This is a genomic window from Kitasatospora sp. NBC_01250 (assembly GCF_036226465.1).
Taxonomy (GTDB): domain Bacteria; phylum Actinomycetota; class Actinomycetes; order Streptomycetales; family Streptomycetaceae; genus Kitasatospora.
Genome location: NZ_CP108476.1, coordinates 4,348,911 through 4,369,656, shown reverse-complemented (window position 1 = coordinate 4,369,656; position 20,746 = coordinate 4,348,911). Strand labels below are relative to the sequence as shown.

Annotated in this window: 21 protein-coding genes; 11 read left to right on the top strand and 10 right to left on the bottom strand. The window is 72.5% G+C overall.

Annotation, left to right across the window (positions count from 1 at the left end; genetic code table 11):
* Positions 1 to 45: 45 nt before the first annotated feature.
* Complete coding sequence (locus OG500_RS18065; RefSeq protein WP_329581510.1) at positions 46 to 2,388, bottom strand: transglycosylase domain-containing protein; 2,343 nt, start codon at positions 2,386 to 2,388, stop codon at positions 46 to 48.
* Between the two features lie 497 nt (positions 2,389 to 2,885).
* Here OG500_RS18065 and OG500_RS18060 point away from each other — a divergent pair, with 497 nt between their 5' ends.
* Positions 2,886 to 3,209 carry a WhiB family transcriptional regulator gene (locus OG500_RS18060; RefSeq protein ID WP_145905440.1) on the top strand — a complete coding sequence of 108 codons (324 nt, stop codon included), beginning with the start codon at positions 2,886 to 2,888 and terminating at the stop codon, positions 3,207 to 3,209.
* A 49-nt stretch (positions 3,210 to 3,258) separates the two neighbouring features.
* On the opposite strand, the gene OG500_RS18055 is transcribed toward OG500_RS18060, so the two are convergent.
* Positions 3,259 to 4,476: an ArsA family ATPase gene (locus tag OG500_RS18055; protein WP_329581507.1), complete on the bottom strand. Its 1,218-nt coding sequence runs from the start codon at positions 4,474 to 4,476 to the stop codon at positions 3,259 to 3,261.
* Entirely contained in the window at positions 4,473 to 5,489 is a 1,017-nt protein-coding gene (locus tag OG500_RS18050) for an ArsA-related P-loop ATPase (protein WP_327071594.1), read from the bottom strand. The genes OG500_RS18055 and OG500_RS18050 overlap by 4 nt, the downstream gene beginning before the upstream one ends.
* Positions 5,490 to 5,731: 242 nt before the next feature.
* On the opposite strand from OG500_RS18050, the gene OG500_RS18045 reads away from it, so the two are divergent.
* From OG500_RS18045 to OG500_RS18025, 5 genes are all read left to right on the top strand, one after another.
* Entirely contained in the window at positions 5,732 to 5,887 is a 156-nt protein-coding gene (locus tag OG500_RS18045) for a DUF4177 domain-containing protein (RefSeq protein ID WP_184936686.1), read from the top strand.
* The gene (locus OG500_RS18040; RefSeq protein ID WP_327067700.1) at positions 5,887 to 6,351 is read left to right on the top strand and encodes a RidA family protein; all 465 of its coding nucleotides are present in this window, start codon (positions 5,887 to 5,889) and stop codon (positions 6,349 to 6,351) included. The genes OG500_RS18045 and OG500_RS18040 overlap by 1 nt, the downstream gene beginning before the upstream one ends.
* 73 nt (positions 6,352 to 6,424) lie before the next feature.
* Complete coding sequence (locus tag OG500_RS18035; RefSeq protein ID WP_327067699.1) at positions 6,425 to 7,333, top strand: NUDIX hydrolase; 909 nt, start codon at positions 6,425 to 6,427, stop codon at positions 7,331 to 7,333.
* On the top strand, positions 7,320 to 7,553 hold the full coding sequence (locus OG500_RS18030; protein WP_329581501.1) for a hypothetical protein: 234 nt from the start codon (positions 7,320 to 7,322) through the stop codon (positions 7,551 to 7,553). Before OG500_RS18035 ends, OG500_RS18030 begins: the two co-directional genes overlap by 14 nt.
* A 28-nt stretch (positions 7,554 to 7,581) precedes the next feature.
* Positions 7,582 to 8,403, top strand: coding sequence for an MBL fold metallo-hydrolase (locus OG500_RS18025; protein WP_327067697.1), 822 nt, complete (start codon positions 7,582 to 7,584; stop codon positions 8,401 to 8,403).
* A gap of 79 nt (positions 8,404 to 8,482) precedes the next feature.
* Here OG500_RS18025 and OG500_RS18020 read toward each other — a convergent pair whose 3' ends face one another.
* Positions 8,483 to 9,157: a Crp/Fnr family transcriptional regulator gene (locus OG500_RS18020; RefSeq protein ID WP_030240972.1), complete on the bottom strand. Its 675-nt coding sequence runs from the start codon at positions 9,155 to 9,157 to the stop codon at positions 8,483 to 8,485.
* 260 nt (positions 9,158 to 9,417) lie between these two features.
* Here OG500_RS18020 and nth point away from each other — a divergent pair, with 260 nt between their 5' ends.
* The 4 genes from nth (at position 9,418) to OG500_RS18000 (ending at position 13,068) form a co-directional block, all read left to right on the top strand.
* On the top strand, positions 9,418 to 10,302 hold the full coding sequence (gene nth, locus OG500_RS18015; RefSeq protein WP_327067696.1) for an endonuclease III: 885 nt from the start codon (positions 9,418 to 9,420) through the stop codon (positions 10,300 to 10,302).
* Complete coding sequence (locus OG500_RS18010; protein WP_327067695.1) at positions 10,299 to 10,967, top strand: NUDIX hydrolase; 669 nt, start codon at positions 10,299 to 10,301, stop codon at positions 10,965 to 10,967. Before nth ends, OG500_RS18010 begins: the two co-directional genes overlap by 4 nt.
* 55 nt (positions 10,968 to 11,022) lie before the next feature.
* Positions 11,023 to 12,210: a MarP family serine protease gene (locus tag OG500_RS18005; protein ID WP_327067694.1), complete on the top strand. Its 1,188-nt coding sequence runs from the start codon at positions 11,023 to 11,025 to the stop codon at positions 12,208 to 12,210.
* Positions 12,211 to 12,366: 156 nt separating this feature from the next.
* A complete protein-coding gene (locus OG500_RS18000; RefSeq protein WP_329581492.1) occupies positions 12,367 to 13,068 on the top strand; it encodes a metal-dependent hydrolase in 702 nt (233 codons plus the stop codon).
* Positions 13,069 to 13,113: 45 nt separating this feature from the next.
* Here OG500_RS18000 and OG500_RS17995 read toward each other — a convergent pair whose 3' ends face one another.
* The 6 genes from OG500_RS17995 to OG500_RS17970 all read right to left on the bottom strand — a co-directional run bounded on the left by OG500_RS17995 (position 13,114) and on the right by OG500_RS17970 (position 18,765).
* A complete protein-coding gene (locus OG500_RS17995; protein WP_327067692.1) occupies positions 13,114 to 13,326 on the bottom strand; it encodes a hypothetical protein in 213 nt (70 codons plus the stop codon).
* 99 nt (positions 13,327 to 13,425) lie between these two features.
* Complete coding sequence (locus OG500_RS17990; RefSeq protein ID WP_327071593.1) at positions 13,426 to 14,310, bottom strand: alpha/beta fold hydrolase; 885 nt, start codon at positions 14,308 to 14,310, stop codon at positions 13,426 to 13,428.
* Positions 14,311 to 14,627: 317 nt separating this feature from the next.
* Complete coding sequence (locus tag OG500_RS17985; RefSeq protein WP_327067691.1) at positions 14,628 to 15,095, bottom strand: phage holin family protein; 468 nt, start codon at positions 15,093 to 15,095, stop codon at positions 14,628 to 14,630.
* Positions 15,096 to 15,247: 152 nt separating this feature from the next.
* A complete protein-coding gene (nhaA, locus tag OG500_RS17980) occupies positions 15,248 to 16,609 on the bottom strand; it encodes a Na+/H+ antiporter NhaA (RefSeq protein WP_327067690.1) in 1,362 nt (453 codons plus the stop codon).
* A gap of 159 nt (positions 16,610 to 16,768) precedes the next feature.
* Complete coding sequence (locus tag OG500_RS17975) at positions 16,769 to 17,413, bottom strand: response regulator transcription factor (RefSeq protein WP_329581488.1); 645 nt, start codon at positions 17,411 to 17,413, stop codon at positions 16,769 to 16,771.
* Between the two features lie 41 nt (positions 17,414 to 17,454).
* Complete coding sequence (locus tag OG500_RS17970; protein WP_329581485.1) at positions 17,455 to 18,765, bottom strand: sensor histidine kinase; 1,311 nt, start codon at positions 18,763 to 18,765, stop codon at positions 17,455 to 17,457.
* A gap of 418 nt (positions 18,766 to 19,183) precedes the next feature.
* Here OG500_RS17970 and OG500_RS17965 point away from each other — a divergent pair, with 418 nt between their 5' ends.
* Positions 19,184 to 20,683 (top strand): serine hydrolase domain-containing protein, encoded by a 1,500-nt coding sequence (locus OG500_RS17965; protein WP_329581482.1) that lies wholly within the window; start codon positions 19,184 to 19,186, stop codon positions 20,681 to 20,683.
* Positions 20,684 to 20,746 lie beyond the last annotated feature (63 nt).

Sequence of the window (20,746 nt, the reverse complement as noted above, 5' to 3'; positions counted from 1 at the left end):
TTCCAGGAGCCCCGGGCCCTTCGGTTGTGCGCGGTGCGCGCGGTGTCAGTGGTGCCCGGGCTTGCCCGGCTTGCCGGGGCCGGTGCCGCCGATCATGCCCGGCGGCAGCGAGAAGCCGCCGCCGATGGTGCCGCCGCCCGGGGGCGGGTTCGGCACCGAGGGTGCCGACGGGGCTGCCGGCGGCGCCGTGGTGATCAGGCCGGCGTTGGTGGCCGGCGGGTTGCCGCCGGGGTTCGGGTTGTTCGGGTCACCGGGGTTCGGGTTCTGGCCCGGGTTCGGGTTCTGCGCCGGGTTCTGGGCCGGGTTCGGCGGCGGGGTGTCCGTCGAGGCCGTGGGCGAGGGCGCGTTCGGGACCAGGGTGAACTGGTTGATCGGGGTGCCCGCGACCGCCTGGTTCATCGCCTGCTGCCAGATCGGGCCGGGGCCGTTGGCGCCGTAGACACCGTCGGTGTCGTAGAAGTGCTTGCCGCCGATGGTGATGTTCCGGTCCATCGGGATGCTGCTGTCCGGGCCGCCGAGCCAGGTCACGTCGACCAGGTCGGGGGTGTAGCCGTCGAACCACGCGGCCATGCGGTTGTCGGCGGTACCGGTCTTGCCGGCGATCGGGCGGTTGTCGCTGAGGTTCAGCGCGGCACCGGTGCCGGACTTCTCGGTCACGCCCTTGAGCAGCGTGTTGATGCTGTCCGCGGTGGACTGCTGCATCGCCTGCTGGCAGTTGGCCTGCGGGACCGGCAGCTGCTTGCCGTCGATGCCGGTGACCGACTTGATCGCGATCGGGTCGCAGTGCACGCCGCGCGAGGCGAAGCTGGCGTAGACGCCGGCCATGTCGAGCGGGCTCATCTCCTCGACGCCCAGGGTCATGGAGGGGACCTCCTGGAGCGCGGCGCCGCTGGCCTTGGTCTTGATCCCCAGCTTGTTGGCCATCTGCTTGACCGCGCACAGACCGGTGTCCGCCTCCAGCGAGACGAAGTAGGTGTTGATCGAGCGCGCCATCGCCTCGGGCATCATGAACGGCCCGGACTCGCTCGGGCTGTCGTTGCTGACCGTCTCGCCCTTGGTGTTCTTCCAGGTGCCGGCGCAGGTGCTCATCTGCGGGTACGGCATCTTGGCCGGCGACGGGTAGGACTGGCTCAGCTGGGTGCCGCCGTCGATGGCCGCGGCCGCGACGATCGCCTTGAAGGTCGAGCCCGGCTGGAAGCCGTTGCCGCCGCCCATCGCCGTGCCGACGTTGAGGTTGACCACCGTCTGGTGCTTGGTGGCGTCAAGGCCGTAGGGCCTGCTCTGGGCCATCGCGAGGATCTCACCGGTCCCCGGTTTGATCATGGTGCTCGCCGCCGCGACCGGGTCGCTCGCGTAGACCTGCGAGGTCACGGCGCTGTTGGCCGCGGCCTGCTTGTCCGGGTCGAGGGTGGTGTAGATCTTCAGGCCGCCCTGGGTCCACAGCTTGGTGCGGTCGGCCGCGGAGGAGCCGAAGGCCGGGTTGCTCTCCACCACGCGCTTCACGTAGTCGCAGAAGAAGCCCTCGCCGTTCCCGGCCGTGATGCAGCCGTTCTGCGGGTCCTGGTAGTGGAGGTCCGAGCTGAGCTGGGTGGCCTTGGCCTCCTTGGCCTGCTCCGGCGTGATGTGCTTGTACTCGAGCATCTTGTCGATGACCGTGTCACGACGGTTCTGCGCGGCCTTGGGGTGCAGCAGCGGGTCGTAGGCCGTCGGGTTCTGCACCATGCCGGCCAGCGTCGCGGCCTCGGCGACGGTGAGGTCCTTGTCCGACTTGCCGAAGTACCGCTGGGCGGCCGCCTCGATGCCGTACGCCTGGTGGTTGAAGAAGGTGATGTTCAGGTAGTTGGTGAGGATCTGGTCCTTGGTCAGGTCCTTCTCCAACTGGATGGCGTACTTCAGCTCCTTGATCTTGCGGCCCAGGCTCTTCTCGGTCGCCGCCTTGAAGGCGACCGGGTCGTCGCCGGCCTCCTCGATGAAGACGTTCTTCACGTACTGCTGGGTCAGCGTCGAGGCACCCTCGGAAGCGCCGTCCGAGGAGGCGTTCTTGCCGATCGCGCGCGCGATGCCCTTGGGGTCGACCGCACCGTGCTGGTAGAACCGCGCGTCCTCGATGTCGACCTGAGCCTCGCGGGAGAGCGGCGACATCTGATCCTGCGTCAGTATCGTGCGGTCGCGCGCGTAGACCTTGGCGATCTGGTTGCCCTTGGCGTCGTAGATGTACGACGCCTGGTCCAGGGTCGGGGTCTTGAAGTCGTCCGGAATGTTGTTGAAGTTCTGGACGCCGTTCTTGGCCCCCAGGCCGATAGCGCCCACAGCGGGCAGTGCGAGTCCGGCCAGGACGACGCCGGCCAGGACGCTGACGCCCAGGAACTTGACGCCGTGTCCGGCCAACTCCAGGGGGGAGGTGCGCCGTCGGCGGGGGCGCTGGGTAGCTGATGAGCGCTTTGGTGCCATAGGGAGGACTCTACGTTGCCAAATCCAGGGCAAGAGGGCAGGTGTTCGCCTACGCTTGTCACAAGCTTGCGACAGCTTCGCTCTGTGAAACCCGGACACTCCTGTGAGTGTTTAGAGTTGTCCCATTTGACGGGTTATGAGGCGACTGGTGCGGCCCTCCGGCCTCCGTGTGAGGGCGTGTCCCGCGGGGCGCTGTGGCGCTCTGTGACGAAAGTGGCGTCAAAGTGGACGATCGGGACGGGTGCAAGCCTTACGACCTGCGATCACTCCAACGAGTGATCTGACCGGCACCCATAGTCCAATCGGGTCATTCGAGATTGGACCCCAAGGGGCTGTTGCGCTCCGCCAATCTTCCGTAACGTCCTCAACTGGCTGCGGTGAGTATGCCGTTGCCGCCGTGGGGGAGCCTCGATTCGGGAGAGGACGGCGCCGGGATGGGCTGGGTAGACGACTGGAGTGCGCAGGCTGCCTGCCGCACGAGTGATCCGGATGAACTGTTCGTTCAGGGGGCGGCGCAGAACCGGGCGAAGGCGGTGTGCAGCGGGTGTCCGGTGCGCACCGAGTGCCTGGCGGACGCGTTGGACAACCGGGTGGAGTTCGGCGTCTGGGGCGGGATGACCGAGCGGGAGCGCAGGGCGCTGCTGCGCCGCCGCCCGACGGTGATCTCCTGGCGCCGCCTGCTGGAGACCGCGCGCACGGAGTACGAGGAGTCGCTCGCCACCGGCGTGATCCTCTCGGACTACGCGCAGGCCGGCTGACCGGGCGGCCCCGACATCACGGGGTCGCCCTGTCGCACCGGTCCTTCGACTACGACCGGTCCGACCCCGTCGGATCGCCCGCGAGTTGACGCCCGATCAGGCGCAGACCATGGAGGTCGTGCACATCCCCCGCCAGTGCCGGCACCTCCACCATGGGCACATCGGGATAGACCGAGACGAACCGGTCCCTGGTCCGCCGCTCACGGCCCATCACCTCGACCCGCTCCGCGTGCAGCCGCAGCAGCCCGGCGGCCAGCGCCTCCGCGTCGGCCTGCCCCGGCTCGTGCTCCCCGCCGTTCTCCTCCAGGGCCTGCGCCGCCGCCTGTGCGCGCTCCGCGGTGAGCTGCGGGGCGCCGGTGGCGTGCACCCGGTTGAGCACCAGGCCGGCCAGCGGCATCTGGTCGGCCGCCAGCCGGTCCACGAAGTACGCGGCCTCGCGCAGCGCGTCCCGCTCCGGCGCGGCGACCACCAGGAAGGCCGTGCCCTGCGCCTTGAGCAGCTGGTAGGTGCTCTCCGCCCGTTCCCGGAAGCCGCCGAACATCGAGTCCATGGCGGCCACGAAGGTCTGCAGGTCGGTCAGCAGCTGGGCGCCGAAGATCTTGCCCAGGGTGCCGGTGAGCAGGCCCATCCCGACGTTGAGGAACTTCATCGCGCTGCGCCCGCCGACCTTCGCGGGGGTCATCAGCACCCGGATGATCTTGCCGTCCAGGAAGGAGCCGAGCCGGCCCGGCGCGTCCAGGAAGTCCAGCGCCGAGCGTGAGGGCGGCGTGTCCACCACGATCAGGTCCCACTCCCCGGTGGCCTGGAGCTGACCGAGCTTCTCCATCGCCATGTACTCCTGGGTGCCCGCGAAGCCAGCCGAGAGCGACTGGTAGAAGGGGTTCTCCAGGATCGCCCGCGCCCGCTCGGGGTCGGCATGGGCGAGCACGACCTCGTCGAAGGTCCGCTTCATGTCCAGCATCATGGCGTGCAGTTCGCCGGGGCCGGTCGCGGTGGCCACGCCCTTCACCGGGCGCGGGGTGTTGTCCAGCTCGGTCAGGCCCATCGACTGGGCCAGCCGGCGCGCCGGGTCGATGGTCAGCACCACGGTCCGCCGGCCGCGCTCGGCGGCGCGCAGGCCGATCGCGGCGGCGGTGGTGGTCTTGCCCACGCCGCCCGAGCCGCAGCAGACGATGATCCGGGTGCCCGGGTTGTCGATCAGCCGGTCGACGTCGAGGGTGCCGCCGGCACCCTCGCCGCCGCCGCTGCCGGTCGTGCTGGAGCTCATGCCGCGCCCTGCCCCTTCAACTCGCCGGCCAGCCGGTACAGCCCGCCCAGGTCCACGCCGCCGCTGAGCAGCGGAAGCTCGTACGTCGGCAGCGCCAGCGCGCGCAGGTCGGCCCGCTGTTCGCGCTCCAGTGTCACCCGTTCGGCGTGCTCGCGGGCCTGGGCGAGCAGGGGGTCGAGCAGCGGCTCCACCGCCGCCCGCCGGGTCTGCGCACTGCGCGACCGGCCGCCGAGGCCGGCCTCCACCAGCGCGAGGGCCACCTCCTCGCGGTGGTCGCCGTGCGCCGCGGCCACGGCCGCCGCGTCCAGCACCGGCGGGCGCACCATGTTGACCAGCACCCCGCCCACCGGCAGCCCGGCCTCGCGCAGCTCGGTGAAGCCGTCCACGGTCTCCTGCACCGGCATCTCCTCCAGCAGGGTGACCAGGTGCACCGCGGTCTGCGGCGACTTCAACACGCCCATCACCGCCTGGGCCTGACTGTGTATCGGACCGAAACGGGCGAGCCCGGCGACCTCGGAGTTGACGTTCAGGAACCGGGTGAGCCGGCCGGTGGGCGGGGCGTCCATCACCACCGCGTCGTACACCGGGCGCCCGTCCGGCCCCTTGCGCCGGGCCGCCTCGCAGGCCTTGCCGGTCAGCAGCACGTCGCGCACGCCCGGGGCGATGGTGGTGGCGAAGTCGACGAAGCCGACCTTCTGCAGCGCCTTCCCGGCCCGGCCGAGCTTGTAGAACATGTCGAGGTACTCGAGCAGCGCCTGCTCGGGATCGATGGCCAGCGCGAACACCTCGCCGGTGCCGTGCCCGGCCCGGCCCAGCCTGGCCGGGGAGACGGCGGCGATCTTGCGCTCCTCGTAGGGCAGCGCGGAGCTGCCGAACAGCTCGGCGATGCCCTGACGGCCCTCCACCTCGATCAGCAGGGTCCGCCGCCCCTCGGCGGCCAGCGCGAGCGCGAGTGCGGCCGCCACGGTGGTCTTGCCGGTGCCGCCCTTCCCGCTGACCACGTGCAGCCGCACGCCCTCCCAGTCGGGGCCGCCGGTCACCTCGGCGGGCTGCTCGGCGTCGGCCGGCTGCTGGGCCTGGCTCGGCTCCTGGCTCCTCGGCACGCTCCGTCTCCCTCCACTGGGCCTCCTCGCGAGCGTAACCAGCGCCCGCGCCCGATGCCGGGACCATCCGGGTGCCGACCGCCCTCACGGCCCGCATTGTGTCCCACCTCACATCGGACGGCGCCGTGCGCGGACGGTCTAGAGTCAGCCCCATGACCAAGTGGGAATACGTAACGGTGCCGCTGCTCGTGCACGCGACCAAGCAGATCCTGGACACCTGGGGCGAGGACGGCTGGGAGCTGGTCCAGGTCGTGCCCGGGCCGAACCCCGAGCAGCTGGTGGCCTACCTCAAGCGGGAGAAGAACTGATGGGCACGGTCGAGAGCCGGCTGGCCGAACTCGGCCTGACCCTCCCGGAGGTGGCCGCCCCGGTGGCCGCGTACGTCCCGGCGGTGCGCTCGGGCGACCACGTGCTGACCTCCGGCCAGCTGCCGATGGTGCGGGGCAAGCTGGAGCACACTGGCAAGGTCGGTGCCGAGGTGACCGCCGAGCAGGCCAAGGAGCTGGCGGCGATCTGCGCGCTCAACGCGCTGGCCGCCGTGAAGTCGGTGATCGGCGACCTGGACAAGATCGAGCAGGTGGTCAAGGTGGTCGGCTTCGTGGCCTCCGCCCCCGACTTCACCGGCCAGCCCGGCGTGATCAACGGCGCCAGTGAGCTGCTCGGCCAGGTGCTCGGCGCGGCCGGCGTCCACGCGCGCAGCGCGGTGGGCGTCGCGGTGCTGCCGCTGGACGCGCCGGTCGAGGTCGAGATCCAGGTCCGGGTCCGGGCCTGACCTGCTGGCCGACACCCGGGGCCGCGGCGGGCGGGCCTTCTCAGCGCCGGGCCCGGATGCATAGCATCCGGGCATGGCAGCGAATCTCTCCGGCCCGCCCGCGGCCGCTCCCCCCATGCCGCCCGGCTGGCCCGCCCGGATCCGGGCGCTGGCGGCCGGTCGGCTGACCCCGGTGGTCCCCAAGCCGGCCGCCACCGTGGTGCTGCTGCGCGACGGCGAAGGCACCGAGGGGCCGCAGGCCTACCTGCTGCGCCGCCGCACCTCGATGGCCTTCGCCGCCGGGATGTACGCCTACCCGGGCGGCGGGGTGGACCCGCGCGACGCCGAGCAGGCGCCGGCCTGGGCCGGACCCGGCCCGCAGGAGTGGGCCGCGCGGCTCGGGGTCGACCGGGCCACCGCCCAGGCGGTGGTCTGCGCGGCGGTCCGCGAGACCTTCGAGGAGGTCGGCGTGCTGCTGGCCGGGCCCGACGCGCACACCATGGCACCCGAGCGCGACTGGAGCGCCGAGCGGGCCGCACTGGAGGCGCACGAGATCTCCTTCGCCGAGTTCTGCCGCGAGCACGCGCTGGTGCTGCGCAGCGACCTGCTGGGCGGCTGGGCCCGCTGGATCACCCCGGCCTTCGAGGAACGGCGCTACGACACCTGGTTCTTCGTGGCCGCGCTGCCGTCCGGTCAGCGCGCCGCGCGCGAGGTCGGCGAGGCGGACCGGGTGGCCTGGCTGAGCCCCACCGAAGCCGTCCGGGGCCACGCCGAGGGCCGCTACGGGATGCTCCCGCCGACCGTCTCGGTCCTGCGCGAGCTGCAGCCGTACGGCACCGCGGCCCAGGCGCTGGCGGCGGCCGGCCGCCGGACCCTGGCCCCGGTGCTGGGCCAGGCCGAGGTGATGGGTGATCGTATGACCGTTCGGTGGTCGGGGTATGAAGAGCTGACCATCGATGGCGACTACCCCGAGGAAGGACCCCCAGCCGATGATCCACAATGACGTGGCTCGCCTGCTCGCCGACCGGCACTCCGCCCCGAGCACCACGGCCCTGCGGCCGCTGACCCGCCCGCTGGCCTGCGAGGGCCCCAGGCCACCGGCCGATCTCCGCCAGCGCGCGCTGGTCCGCGCCCTGCCGGCGCGGGGGCTGCCGCCGCGGGTGCTGCTGACACCGGCACCGGCGCCCGCCGCCGGGAGCGAGCGGCTGCCCAGCGGGACCTGACTCCCCCCACTCCTGCGAGGACTCCTCCGTGACCGGTCTGCTCCCTGGTGACCCCGCCGCCACCGTCGGCGGTGCCGCCACCGAGCGCGCGTTCTGCGTGCTCGCCCCCAACCCGTCCCCGATGACCCTGGACGGCACCAACACCTGGCTGCTCGCCGAGCCCGACTCCGAGCTCGCCGTGGTGATCGACCCCGGGCCGCTGGACGAGGGCCACCTGCGCGCGGTGATCGCCGAGGCCGAGCGGCGCGGCAAGCGGATCGCGCTCACCCTGCTCACCCACGGTCACCACGACCACGCCGAGGGAGCCGCCCGGTTCGCCGAGCTGACCGGCACGGCGGTGCGGGCCCTGGACCCGGCGCTGCGCCTGGGCGAGGAGGGGTTGCACGGCGGACAGGTGGTGGAGGTCGGTGGGCTGGAGCTGCGGGTGGTGCCCACCCCCGGCCACACGGCCGACTCGCTCACCTTCCACCTCCCGGCGGACGGGGCGATCCTCACCGGGGACACCGTGCTGGGCCGTGGGACCACGATGGTCGCCCATCCCGACGGGCTGCTCGGCGACTACCTCGACTCGCTGCGCCGGCTGCGGGCGCTGGCCGTGGAGCACGGCGTGCGCACGGTGCTGCCGGGGCACGGGCCGGTGCTGGCCGACGCGCTCGGCACGGTCGAGTACTACCTGGCCCACCGGGCGGCCCGGCTGGCCCAGGTGGAGACGGCGGTGGAGAACGGCTGCCGCACGGCCGAGCAGGTGGTGGCCCGGGTCTACGCCGATGTGGACCGGGCGCTCTGGCCGGCCGCCGAACTCTCCGTCCGGGCCCAGCTGCGCTACCTGGAGGACCACGGGCTGATCTGAGCTGCCCGCGACGCACGCGCGCCGCCCGATCCAGGCGGATCGGACGGCGCGAGCGGCGGTGTCAGTGAAAGGGGCAGGGTCAGCGCGAGCGGCGGGAGAGGCGCTCGACGTCCATCAGGACCACCGCGCGGGCCTCCAGCTTGAGCCAGCCGCGCCCGGCGAAGTCGGCCAGTGCCTTGTTCACGGTCTCCCGGGAGGCGCCGACCAGCTGGGCGAGCTCCTCCTGGGTCAGGTCGTGGGCGACGTGGATGCCCTCCTCGGACTGCACGCCGAAGCGGCGCGAGAGGTCGAGCAGCGCCTTGGCCACCCGGCCCGGCACGTCCGAGAAGACCAGGTCGCTCATCACGTCGTTGGTCCGCCGCAGTCGGCGGGCGATCGCGCGCAGCAGCGCGATGGAGACCTCGGGGCGCGCGTGCAGCCAGGGCTGCAGGTCACCGTGGCCCAGGCCCAGCAGCTTGACCTCGGTCAGCGCGCTCGCGGTGGCGGTGCGCGGGCCCGGGTCGAAGAGCGAGAGCTCGCCGATCATCTCGCTGGGGCCGAGCACCGCGAGCATGTTCTCGCGGCCGTCCGGCGACGCCCGGTGCAGCTTCACCTTGCCCTCGGCGACCACGTAGAGCCGGTCGCCGGGGTCGCCCTCGTGGAAGAGCGACTCGCCACGGGCGAGGGTCACCTCGGTCATGGAAGCGCGCAGCTCGCCGGCCTGTTCGTCGTCGAGCGCCGCGAAGAGCGCTGCGCGCCGCAGAACATCGTCCACGTGCTTCCTCCTTGTCAGCCGCCCGCGGTGGGCCCACGGACGGCTCGCGTGCTGGTGCTCCTCCATACGTCGGCGATGGAGAAACAGTGGTCTTCATCACCAAGCATGACGTATGTCGCTCCGATCATATGAGGAGGGGGGCGTTGCCGAGTCCGGTACAGGGCCATCCGTACGCATTGGTTACCGATCGGTCACAGCCGGACGACGTGGCACCGGGCAAAGGGCCGCGGGAGCTGGGCCAACCGGCGTAGCCTGCGTGCATGGCAGAGAGCAAGGTCCGCAAGGCTGTGGCCGCGCCGGCGGGGAAGCCGAAGAAGCCCGAATCACACCTGGCGATGGTGCGCCGCGCTCGGAAGATCAACCGGGCCCTGGCCGAGCTGTACCCCTACGCGCACCCGGAGCTCGACTTCGAGTCGCCCTTCGAGCTGCTGGTGGCCACCGTGCTGTCGGCGCAGACCACCGACCTGCGGGTGAACCAGACCACGCCGGTGCTCTTCGCGACGTACCCCGACCCCGCGGCCATGGCGGCGGCGGTGCCGGAGGAGCTCGAGGAGATCATCCGCCCGACCGGCTTCTTCCGGAACAAGGCCAAGTCGCTGATCGGGCTCTCCATCGCGCTGCGCGACGAGTTCGGCGGCGAGGTACCGCGGACGCTGGAGCAGATGGTCACCCTGCCGGGCGTCGGCCGCAAGACCGCCAACGTGGTGCTGGGCAACGCCTACGGCGTGCCGGGCATCACCGTGGACACCCACTTCGGGCGGCTCGCCCGGCGGTTCGGCTGGACCACCGAGGAGGACCCGGTGGCGGTCGAGGCGGCCGTCGCGGAGATCTTCCCGAAGTCGGAGTGGACGATGCTCTCGCACCGGGTGGTCTTCCACGGGCGGCGGATCTGCCACTCCCGCAAGCCGGCCTGCGGGGCCTGCCCGATCGCCGCGCTCTGCCCCTCCTACGGGGTGGGCGAGACCGATCCCGAGAAGGCGGCCGGCCTGCTGAAGTACGAGCTGGGCGGGCAGCCGGGTCAAAGGTTGCGCCCGCCGGCCGGCTACCCTGGTGCGCCGGCGCCGAGCGCGCCCGCAGCGGCCGTGACCTCGGCCACCGGCGGTGGCGCCGGCGGTGGTGCCGGCGACGGCGGGGTGACCGCGTGACGAGCAGCGCGCCGACGGCGATCGTCCGCGACGGACTGCCCGACTGGCTGCTGCCGGTCCGCACGGCGGCCGAGACGGTCAGGCCCGAGCAGCTCAGCCGGTTCCTGCCGCCCGCCGAGGGCGGCCGGCACTCGGCGGTGCTGCTGCTCTTCGGTGAGGGCGAGCGGGGCCCCGACCTGCTGCTGACCCAGCGCTCCCAGGCGCTGCGCGCGCACGCCGGCCAGGTCTCCTTCCCCGGTGGCGCACTCGACGAGGCGGACGGCGACCCCGAGGGCTCGGGCCCGGTGGCCGCCGCGCTGCGCGAGGCGTGGGAGGAGACCGGGTTGGACCCGAGCGGGGTGCAGGTCTTCGCGACGCTGCCCGCCCTCTACATCCCGGTCAGCGACTTCGTGGTGACCCCGGTGCTCGGCTGGTGGCACCGGGAGAGCCCGGTTGCTCCGGTGGACCCGGGGGAGACGGGCGCGGTCTTCCGGGTTCCGCTCGCCGACCTCGCCGACCCGGCCAACCGGGGCCGCTACCGGCACCCCTCGGGGTTCACCGGCCCGGCCTTCGCGGTGGCCGGGCACGTGGTGTGGGGGTTCACGGCCGGGGTGATCGATCGGGTGCTGCACCACAGCGGACTGGAGCTGCCCTGGGACAGCTCGCGTCTGATCACCATGCCGTGAGGCTGGTGGCCGGGCCCGCTGCCGTGCGGTCCGGCATCCATGGGAGGGTATCGAGATGAACGTGCTCGATCTGCTGCTGGTCGCCGCCGCGGTCGGCTTCGCCGTGTCCGGGTACCGGCAGGGCTTTGTGGTGGGCATCCTCTCGGTCCTGGGCTTCCTCGGCGGCGGGCTGATCGCGGTGCAGCTGCTTCCCTTGGTGCTCAGCCACCTGAGCCCCGGCACCACCGCCTCGGTGGTCGCCGTGGTGGTGGTGATCGTCTTCGCGGCGGTCGGCCAGGCGGCCACCACCCACCTGGGCTGGAAGCTGCGCGGGCGGATCGGGGAGCGCGGGCCGGCCAAGGTGCTCGACGCACTCGGCGGCTCGGTGGTGAACGTGCTGTCGATGCTGCTGGTGGCCTGGTTGATCGGCTCGGCGCTGGCGGGCACCTCGATGCCCAACGTCTCCAAGCAGGTCCGCAGTTCCAAGGTGCTCGGCAGCGTCCAGGAGGCCCTGCCCGACGACGCGCCGAACTGGTTCTCCGACTTCAGCAAGGTGCTGTCGCAGAACGGGTTCCCGCAGGTCTTCAACCCCTTCGAGCACGAGCCGATCACCGATGTGCAGCCGCCGGACCCGGCGCTGGCCGGCAGCCCCGCACTGGCGCGGGCCCGGCAGAGCCTGGTCAAGGTGGTGGGCACCGCCACCTCCTGCGGCAAGACCCTGGAGGGCAGCGGCTTCGTCTTCGCCCCGCACCGGGTGATGACCAACGCGCACGTGGTGGGCGGCGTCGACGAGCCGACCGTGCAGATCGGCGGCACCGGCCAGCTCTACGACGCCACCGTGGTCCGCTACGACTGGCAGCGCGACATCGCGATCCTCGAGGTGCCCAAGCTCAACGCCCCGCCGCTCGCCTTCGCCAACGACGCGAAGACCAACGACAGCGCGATCGTGGCCGGCTTCCCCGAGAACGGCCCGTTCGACGTGCAGCCGGCCCGCGTCCGGGGCCGGATCCAGGCGAACGGCCCGGACATCTACCACCGCGGTTCGGTGGTCCGGGACGTCTACTCGATCCGCGCGCTGGTGCGGCAGGGCAACAGCGGCGGACCGCTGCTCACCCCGGACGGCGAGGTCTACGGGGTGGTCTTCGCCAAGTCGCTGGACAGCGCCGACACCGGCTACGTCCTGACCGCCTCCGAGGTGAAGCCGGACGCCACGGCCGGCCTCACCGACAACACCGAGGCGGACACCCAGGGCTGCGCGCTCTGAGGCGACCCGCTCGCTCGAACCTCCTCTGACGCAGCGTCGGGATCCGTCGGTGCGTCAGTTCCTCCTGATAGCGTCGGCCGCGCTCACCCGTTCGGCTCAACTTGGCTGGTGCGGGGCCAGTCCGGCGGGAGCCGGCGACATGAAGGAGTTTCGGCCATGATGGGTCACTCGCACGCGGTCAGCGGTGCGATGGTGTACGCGGCCTGCGTGCCATTCCTGCCACCGCTGTTGCTGCACACCCATCTGAAGCCGGCCGACATCCTGCTCGGCACCGTGCTCTGCGCGGGCGCGGCCCTGCTGCCCGACCTGGACCACCACGACGGGACGATCGCCAACTTCCTCGGCCCGTTCTCCAAGATGCTCTGCCGGTTCGTGGCCTGGATCTCGGGCGGGCACCGGCACGCCACCCACTCGCTGCTCTTCGTGGCGCTGATGGGTGCCGGGACCTGGGCCGGGGTCACCTACCTGGGCCGCCCGTTCACCCTGGGGCTCACGTTCTTCCTGCTGGCCCTGGCGGTCAAGGCGCTGCGGATCCACGTGCCGGGCGAGGGGCACACGACCTGGCTGAGCGTCATCGGCCTGTCGGTGCTCGGCACCGCCGCGATGGACAAGTGGATGCCGAGCGCGCCGGGCTGGCTGCCGTACGCGGTCGCCCTCGGCACGCTCGCCCACCTGCTGGGCGACAGCCTCACCAAGATGGGCGCGCCGTGGCTGTGGCCGCACAAGCAGCGCTACGAGATCGTGCTGATCAAGCGCAGCGGCAACGACATGGAGACCAAGGTCCTGGTCCCGATCATGACGGTCGCGACCTTCGCCCTGCTCTGGTTCACGGCACTGGAGCCGACCGTCCTCGGCTGAACCGCCGCCCGGGCCCGGGCCGACACCCGGGTCCGGTCCGCGGGCTCAGGCCTCGCGACGCAGGCGGGCGCCGACCCAGCGCGCGCGCCGGCCGAGGATGCGTGGAATGCCCAGCGGGTGTGGCTCGGTGTCCGGGTGCTCCGACCCGTGCGCCCAGTCGTTCTGGTGCGGGGCGGCGTTCGCGTACGAGGGGTTCTGCGCGCTGCGGTTGACACGTCGTCCGCGAGGTGCGGCGGCGCGATCGGGCATCCAGGTCATGCAGGATGGATGCCCGGACGTCCGTGGAGGTAACCACCTTCCTTTGGACGAACTGGCCTATGCCCGTGTCATAGGAACATTTGGTCACATCGGAGATCGTCAGCGCTTGTGCGCGCTGACCCAGCCGAGGAGCTCGGCACTGACCTCCTGCGGCACCTCCTCGTGCGGGAAGTGGCCCACTCCCGGCAGCAGCCGCCAGCGGTAGGGCGCCGAGACGTACTCGCCGGCGCCGAGCGCGGTGCGGGCGAGCAGCACCGGATCGGCCGCGCCCTGGATGTGCAGGGTCGGCGCGGTCACCGGCTTCTTCATGCGCCGGGCGAACTGGATGCCGTCCGGCCGGGCCATCGAACGGACCAGCCACCGGTACGGTTCGATCGAGCAGTGCGCGGTGCTGGGGATCTGGATGGCCTTGCGGTAGTTCTCGACCGCCTCGGCGTCCAGCTGGTTCGGCCCGGTCCAGGCGGCCAGGAACTCGCCGATCTGCGCCGCGTCGTCGGCCACCAGCCGGCGTTCGGGTATCCAGGGCCGCTGGAACCCCAGCACGTGGTCGTAGGCCGCCATCTGGTGACGGTCCTTGAGCAGCGCCCGGCGCAGGTGCCGGGGGTGGGCGGCGGAGATCACGGTCAGGCTCTGGATCACCGAGGGCCGCATCACGGCGGCGACCCAGGAGAGTGAGCCCCCGGTGTCGTGGCCGACCAGGTGGGCGCTGTGCTCGCCCAGCGAGCGGATCACGCCGGTGATGTCGAGCGCGAGGTTGGTGGGGTCGTAGCCGCGCGGGGTCCGGTCGCTGCCGCCCATGCCACGCAGGTCCAGGGCGACCGCCCGGAAGCCGGCCCCGGCGAGCGCGGCCATCTGGTGCCGCCAGGTCCACCAGTACTGCGGCCAGCCGTGCACCAGCAGGACCAGCGGGCCCTCGCCCTGCTCGGTGATGTGGAACCGGGCACCGTTCGCGGCCAGATCCCGGTGCGTCCACGGCCCGGCCATGCGGACGTTCCAGCCCGCCACCCGCCCGCCCACGGGCGAGGCGCCGATCAGCGGGTGCCCGCCCGCGCCTGACGCGGTCTCAGGCAGCACCGCCGCGGCGGCACCGGAGGGCGCCGACTGCTCGGAGCCCGCCGGCTCGGTGGGCCCCTCGGGCTCCTCGGGTGTCGAACCCGCGTGCGGTCCGGTGGGGACGGGCGGAACGGGCGTCTGGTCGAGCGGCATACCGAGAGCGTTTCACATCCCGGCCGGGAACACGGCCCCGGCACTCGGATGGGCTAGGGCTTGTCTGACAAGCCCTGGAACTGCCGTGCCCGGACTCAGCGCTCCAGAGCGGCCCGCTCCTCGGGGGTGGCGGGGCGCGGGCGGGCGTTCTTCAGCACGTCGGCGGTCGCCTGCGCGCCCTCGATGGTGCGCCGCGGCGGCTCGATCTTCTTGAACGACCGCCAGGCCAGCAGGCCGAGGATCGCCGCCACCAGCACGTACGCGAATCCGACCACCGCGAACGCGCCGCCCAGCGGCACCCCCCAGTACCGCAGCAGGTAGGCCGCGGCGAAGCTGAACATCGGGATCGAGGCCAGCGCGACCACGCCCGCCACGATGACCGAGACGCTGCCCGCCACACCGCGCTTGACGTCCGCCCGGATCTCGGCCTTGGCGAGCGCGATCTCGTCATGGACCAGGGACGACAGGTCGGCCGTGGCCGCGGCGAACAGCTGCCCGACGGAGCGCTCGCCCTCGTAGGGCGGCCGGGAGCTGCCGGACGGACCTGCGGTTCCTGCGGACATCTGGTCTTCTCCTCTGCTGAGACTCCGGACAGCTCAGAATCATGCCCCTACCGGCCGGTCAGGCACCACTTCGGGCCATCCGTGCCGGACGGTGTGTCACCCGCCCGCAGTCCCGGGCGGCCGGACTCCGCCGTGCGCACGGTGCCATCCCATCATGCTCGGCCCTCGGCCGACCGGTGACCCGGCCAGGTGGGGTCCTCGCGCTGGTAGACGTCCGGGATCCCGTCGCCGTCGCTGTCCAGGTCCTCCTCCTCGCACAGCCGGCGGTAGTGCCGGTTGCGCAGCTTGAGCAGGACGGTGGCCACCACCGCGCAGAGCAGCGAACCGAGCAGCACCGCGGCCTTCGCGCGGTCGGCCAGTGCCGGATCGTGCGGGAACGCCAGCTCGCTGATCAGCAGTGAGACGGTGAAGCCGATGCCCGCCAGGGTCGAGACCGCGAACAGGTCGGCCCAGCTGAGCTGGGGATTCAGCTCGGCCCGGGTGAACCTGGCGGCCAGCCAGGTGCCGCCGAAGATGCCGATCGTCTTGCCGACCAGCAGTCCGAGCACGATTCCCAGCGGCATCGCCTGGGTGAAGACGTCCCGGATCGCGCCGCCCGAGATCGTCACACCGGCGGCGAAGAGCGCGAAGACCGGGACGGCCAGGCCCGCCGAGAGCGGCCGGACCAGGTGCTCGATGTGCTCGCCGGGGGACTCCTGCTCGTCGCCCTCCCGGTGGCAGCGCAGGATCAGGCCCATCGCCACGCCGGCCACCGTCGCGTGCACCCCGCTCTCGTGCATCAGGGCCCAGATGACGAAGGCGAGCGGGACGAACAGGTACCAGCCGTGGACGTTGCGCCGGTGCAGGAACCAGAAGAGCACCAGACCGGCCAGGGCCAGGCCGAGCGCCCAGAACTTGATGCCGGAGCTGTAGAAGATCGCGATGATCAGGATCGCGATCAGGTCGTCCACCACGGCCAGGGTCAGCAGGAAGGCCCGTAGCGCGGAGGGCAGGTGGCTGCTGACCACCGCGAGCACGCCCAGGGCGAAGGCGATGTCGGTGGCGGTCGGGATCGCCCAGCCGGCCGGGTGGCCGCCACCGCCGCTGTTGGCCAGGGCGAAGACGATCGCGGGCAGCGCCACCCCGCAGACCGCGGCCACCACCGGCAGTGCCGCGGCACTCGGGGTGCGCAGCTCACCCGCGACGAACTCGCGCTTGAGCTCGATCCCGGCGACGAAGAAGAAGATGGTGAGCAGGCCGTCCTTGGCCCAGCTCTCCAGCGAGAGATCGAGATGCAGCGGGGTCGAGGGGCCGACGGTGTGGTGCAGCACGCTCTCGTACGCGTGCGGCCAGACGTTGGCCCAGACGAGTGCCACGATCGCGGCGATCAGGAGCAGGACGCCGCCGACGGTCTCGGTCCGCAGCGCCTCGGTCAGGTAGCGGCGCTCGGGCAGCGGGAGCAGGCCAAGGAACTGGCGGCGCTGGGACGGCGGCGGGCTGGCCACGGGGACGACCTCCTGGGCGCGGACGGGCATGCGGATACACCGGTGGTGTGGTGCCGACCAGACTTCCCGGCGCGCCTTGGAGTGCTCTCGCGCATCTTGATGCGATCTTGATGCGCCATCCACAGTCTACTGGGCGCCAAGCCGATATCCGTTTTGTCGCATTTTATGGCCAGATCCGGTGATCCGCTGTCAGGCTCCGAGGTGCCGCAGCACCGCGAGCACCCGCCGGTGGTCGGCCGCCGAGACCGGGAGTTCGAGCTTCTGGAAGATGTTGGCGACGTGCTTCTCCACCGCTCGCTCGGTCACCACCAGTGTCGCCGCGATCGCCGCGTTCGACCGCCCCTGCGCCATCAGTGCGAGCACCTCCCGCTCGCGCGGACTGAGTTCGTCGACGGTGCGGCGACGGGGACCGGCTCCCATCAGCTGGTTGACCACTTCGGGGTCGAGGGCGGTGCCGCCCGCGGCCACCCGCTCCAGCGCATCGACGAAGTCCTGTGCGTCGAGCACCCGTTCCTTCAGCAGGTACCCGATGCCCGCCGATCCGCCGGCCAGCAGCCGGGTGGCGTACTGCGTCTCCACGTACTGGGAGAAGATCAGCACCGCCAGGGTGGGGTCGGCCGCCCGGAGTTCGACGACGGCGCGCAGGCCCTCGTCGGTGTGGGTCGGCGGCATCCGGATGTCGGAGATCACCAGATCCGGCCGGTGGTCGAGCACCGCGGCCCGCAGCTGCTCGGCGTCCGGAACCGCTGCCGCGACCGTGTGCCCTTCCTCTTCCAGGAGTTGGACCAGTCCGGCGCGAAGGATCGCGGTGTCCTCGGCCACTACCACCCGCATCGTCAGCCTGCTCTCTGCGCCCGAACCGATATGTTGATCAGTCAGATCGTCCCAGAGCGTGCGGGTTCCGCGGCCGGCGTTCCCGGCAGCTGGATCGAGATCACGGTGGGCCCGCCGGCCGGGCTGCTGCTGGTCAGCACCCCGTCGGCCGTCCTGACCCGCTCGGCCAGCCCGCGCAGTCCGCTGCCCGTCCCGTCCAGCCGGACACCGCCCCTGCCGTTGTCGGTCACCCGCAGCCGCAGCCCGCCATCGGCCGAACCGACCGACACCGTCACCGAGGTGGCCCCGCTGTGCTTGCCCGCGTTGGCCAGCAGCTCGGCCGCGGCGAAGTACAGCATCGTCTCGACGGCGGCCGACGGCCGCCGGGGCAGGTCCAGGTGGACCTGGGCGGGGATGGCCGACCGGGCGGCGAGCGTGCTCAGCGCCGGACCGAGCCCGGCGTCCAGCGCGGGTGGATGGATCCCGCTGACCAGTTCGCGCAACTCGGCGATGATCTCCTTGGCCTCCTGCCGCGACTGCCGGAGCAGGGCCTGCGTCTGCCCGGTGTTCCCCAGGGCGAGTTGGCGCTCCGCCCGGCCGAGCCGCATGCCGAGAGCCACCAGCCGGGCCTGGGCGCCGTCGTGCAGGTCGCGCTCGATCCGGCGCAGCGTGGTGGCTGCCTCGATGATCGCGTGCGCCCTGGTCTCGGTGAGCTGGGCCAGGCGCAGGGCGGCGGCGCTCGGCCCGAGCAGGCGCGGCATCAGCCAGCGGTCGACGAGCAGCGGCAGGCGGCCGGGCCAGGGGGAGGCGGTCAGCACCAGGGCGCCGAACGCCATGACCAGCAGCGCGCGCGGCCAGGTGTCGGCGTACCAGCCGGCGAACTCCGCGCCGTAGCTGTGCCTGACGCCCGCCGCGTCGGTCCGGTGCAGCGGCTCCACCTTCCAGAGCACGGGGTAGCAGAGGAAGAGGAGGCCGTAGGCCCACCAGAGGAAGCCCAGGGTGAACTGCGCGACGCCGAGCGGGAGGCGGATCAGCAGGTAGAGACAGACCCGCCAGGCGGCCGGATCGCCCAGCTGCTGCCCCAGCAGGCCGGAGAGCCCCGGAGCGCGGGGCGGCAGGGGCGGTGCCGCGATCTCCAGGCGCAGCAGGGCGCGGGCCAGCAGGCGGTGGAGGGCGCCCAGGGCGCGGTCCGCACGCAGGGTCAGGGCCAGGACGGGGAGGAAGAGGAGCCCGGCGGAGAGGATGCCGACGATGGCGGTGACCAGCACCGCGGCCAGCCCGAGGGCGGCCAGCGGCAGGCTGAGGAGCGAGTAGCACCGCTCCCGCCAGGAACGCGCGGTCAGCTGTTCGCGGATGAGAGCCCCCGGTGTCACCCGGTCAGTCTGGCCCATGGTGATCTCGGCGGTCACCCCCGGCGGCGATGCCGGGCCCCGGCGTCGACTTCCGCCGTTCCGGCGGCATCGAGCGAATGCGGCAGGACGTGGCCGAACTTATCGTCAAGTCAACGCGCCGCCCGCTGGGTGGCCGATCTCGACTCCACTCGGAGGCACCCCCATGTCAGTTCAGGAACCGGCTGATCAGGCCGGGCCCACCGCGGCGGTCCCGTCAGGCCGGGCCGCCGTGCCTAACCCAGCAGCGGGAGGTGGTGAGGGCACGCAGAGCGCGCCGCCGCTGTTATCTGCGGGACCTCATCGGGGGGAGCACACCGGGCGCTCGCCCGTGCCGTCCTCGGGTAGCTCCTCAAGTAGCTCCTCAAGTACCTCCTCGGTTCCACCCTCGGGGGCCTCCTCGGTGCCGCCGAGGCCCGTCGCCCCGCCCGTCCGCTCGGTCCCGCCGCCCCCCACCGGCCGGCCGGCCGTCCCGTACGCCGGACCGCACGCCGCAGCGCTGGCCGGACCGCTCGCCGTTCCTGTGCGTCGGGCGACCGCGAACCGCTACGGCGGCCCTGCGCCGCTGGGCATCCGCCTCGCCGGGGCCCGCACACCGGCCGGATCGGAACTCGCCGGCGACGAGGCCCTGCGGCTCGAACGCCAGCTGCGTCCGCTCTTCCAGGGCCTGCCGCCGCACAGCGGGGTCGCCGTCGCGGTGATCCAGGGCGACCAGCGCACCGTGGCCTGTCGTGGTTACACCGACCCGGCCGCCAAGCGCCCGGTGCGGGCCGACAGCAGGTTCGAGATCGGCTCGATCACCAAGACCTTCACCGCGCTGCTGCTCGCCGACATGGTGGCACGAGGCGAGGTCCGGTACGACGATCCGATAGACCGGTACCTGCCGACCGGGTCCGCCCCCGGATATCCCATGGAGCGGCCGATCACCCTGCTCCACCTGGCCACCCACACCTCGGGGCTGCCGCGGCTGCCCGTCGGGCTGCTGCCGAGTGCCACACCGCACTGGTTCACCCGTCCGTGCGCGACCTTCGGCGTCGCCCACCTGCTGCACTCGCTGGCCCGCACGCCGGTACGCGGGACGCCCGGGACCCAGGTGCGCTACTCCAGCCTCGGCTGCGGTCTGCTCGGGCTGCTGCTGGAGAACGCCGCCGGCGCCCGGTACGAGGATCTGCTGGCGAGCCGGATCTGCGGCCCGCTCGGCCTGCTGGACACCTCCTGCGCACCGGGCGGCGAGGTCGGCAGCGGCTACCGCCGGGGGCGGCGGGTCCCGTCCTTCCGGATCCCGGCGTTGCCCGGTGCCGCGGGGCTGCGCTCCAGCGCGGACGACATGCTCCGCTACATCCACGCGCTGCTGATGCTCGACAGTGGTCCGCAGGCCGCCGCGAGCGGCGGCGTGCCGCTGATCGGTCCGCTGGTCAGTACGGAGATCGGGCCGTTTGCCGGGCCGGTTGCCGCCCCGGTGGGACGGCCGGACGAGGTCGGCCCGGCGGTCGGCGGCCTGGCGGTCGGTGGTCCGGCGGTCGGGCCGCCGAGGCCTGCGGAGCCGCCGAGGCCGCGGGCGGACTTCGCGCTGCGGTGCGCGCTGGGTGAGGTGCGCCGGCCCCGGGCGGCCCGGCGGCTGGCCGGCACCCGGGTCTGCCTGGGCTGGAAGCAGCGCCTGCTCGAACCGGCCACCGGTGCGGGCGACCCGGGTCCGGCCCGGGGCAGGCGGGGGCGCGGCGGCGAGGAGCTGGTCTTCCACGAGGGCGTCACGCGCGGCTTCGTGGCCTTCGCCGGCTTCAACCCGCAGGCCGGCACCGGCCTGGTCGCCCTGGTCAGTTCGCCTCCACCGCGTCGGCGCAGGTTCCTGCAGACCGCCTACGAGACGCTGCACGGCCTGTCCGTGGAGCAGCAGCGCCGCTGACGCAGCGCCGCCGGAAGCCGGCCGGTCCGCCGTGGACTCCCGGTGAACGCCCGAGGGCCTCCC

What these genes read in the sequence shown, in the direction of transcription:
- OG500_RS17985 (WP_327067691.1), bottom strand. Translation starts at nt 15,095, where the DNA reads ATGTCCGCAGGAACCGCAGGTCCGTCCGGCAGCTCCCGGCCGCCCTAC.
- OG500_RS18000 (WP_329581492.1), top strand. Translation starts at nt 12,367, where the DNA reads ATGATGGGTCACTCGCACGCGGTCAGCGGTGCGATGGTGTACGCGGCC.
- OG500_RS18030 (WP_329581501.1), top strand. Translation starts at nt 7,320, where the DNA reads ATGATCCACAATGACGTGGCTCGCCTGCTCGCCGACCGGCACTCCGCC.
- OG500_RS17990 (WP_327071593.1), bottom strand. Translation starts at nt 14,310, where the DNA reads ATGGCCGGGCCGTGGACGCACCGGGATCTGGCCGCGAACGGTGCCCGG.
- OG500_RS18040 (WP_327067700.1), top strand. Translation starts at nt 5,887, where the DNA reads ATGGGCACGGTCGAGAGCCGGCTGGCCGAACTCGGCCTGACCCTCCCG.
- OG500_RS18060 (WP_145905440.1), top strand. Translation starts at nt 2,886, where the DNA reads ATGGGCTGGGTAGACGACTGGAGTGCGCAGGCTGCCTGCCGCACGAGT.
- OG500_RS18005 (WP_327067694.1), top strand. Translation starts at nt 11,023, where the DNA reads ATGAACGTGCTCGATCTGCTGCTGGTCGCCGCCGCGGTCGGCTTCGCC.
- OG500_RS18055 (WP_329581507.1), bottom strand. Translation starts at nt 4,476, where the DNA reads ATGAGCTCCAGCACGACCGGCAGCGGCGGCGGCGAGGGTGCCGGCGGC.
- OG500_RS18045 (WP_184936686.1), top strand. Translation starts at nt 5,732, where the DNA reads ATGACCAAGTGGGAATACGTAACGGTGCCGCTGCTCGTGCACGCGACC.
- OG500_RS17995 (WP_327067692.1), bottom strand. Translation starts at nt 13,326, where the DNA reads ATGACCTGGATGCCCGATCGCGCCGCCGCACCTCGCGGACGACGTGTC.
- OG500_RS17975 (WP_329581488.1), bottom strand. Translation starts at nt 17,413, where the DNA reads ATGCGGGTGGTAGTGGCCGAGGACACCGCGATCCTTCGCGCCGGACTG.
- OG500_RS18035 (WP_327067699.1), top strand. Translation starts at nt 6,425, where the DNA reads ATGGCAGCGAATCTCTCCGGCCCGCCCGCGGCCGCTCCCCCCATGCCG.
- nhaA (WP_327067690.1), bottom strand. Translation starts at nt 16,609, where the DNA reads ATGCCCGTCCGCGCCCAGGAGGTCGTCCCCGTGGCCAGCCCGCCGCCG.
- nth (WP_327067696.1), top strand. Translation starts at nt 9,418, where the DNA reads ATGGCAGAGAGCAAGGTCCGCAAGGCTGTGGCCGCGCCGGCGGGGAAG.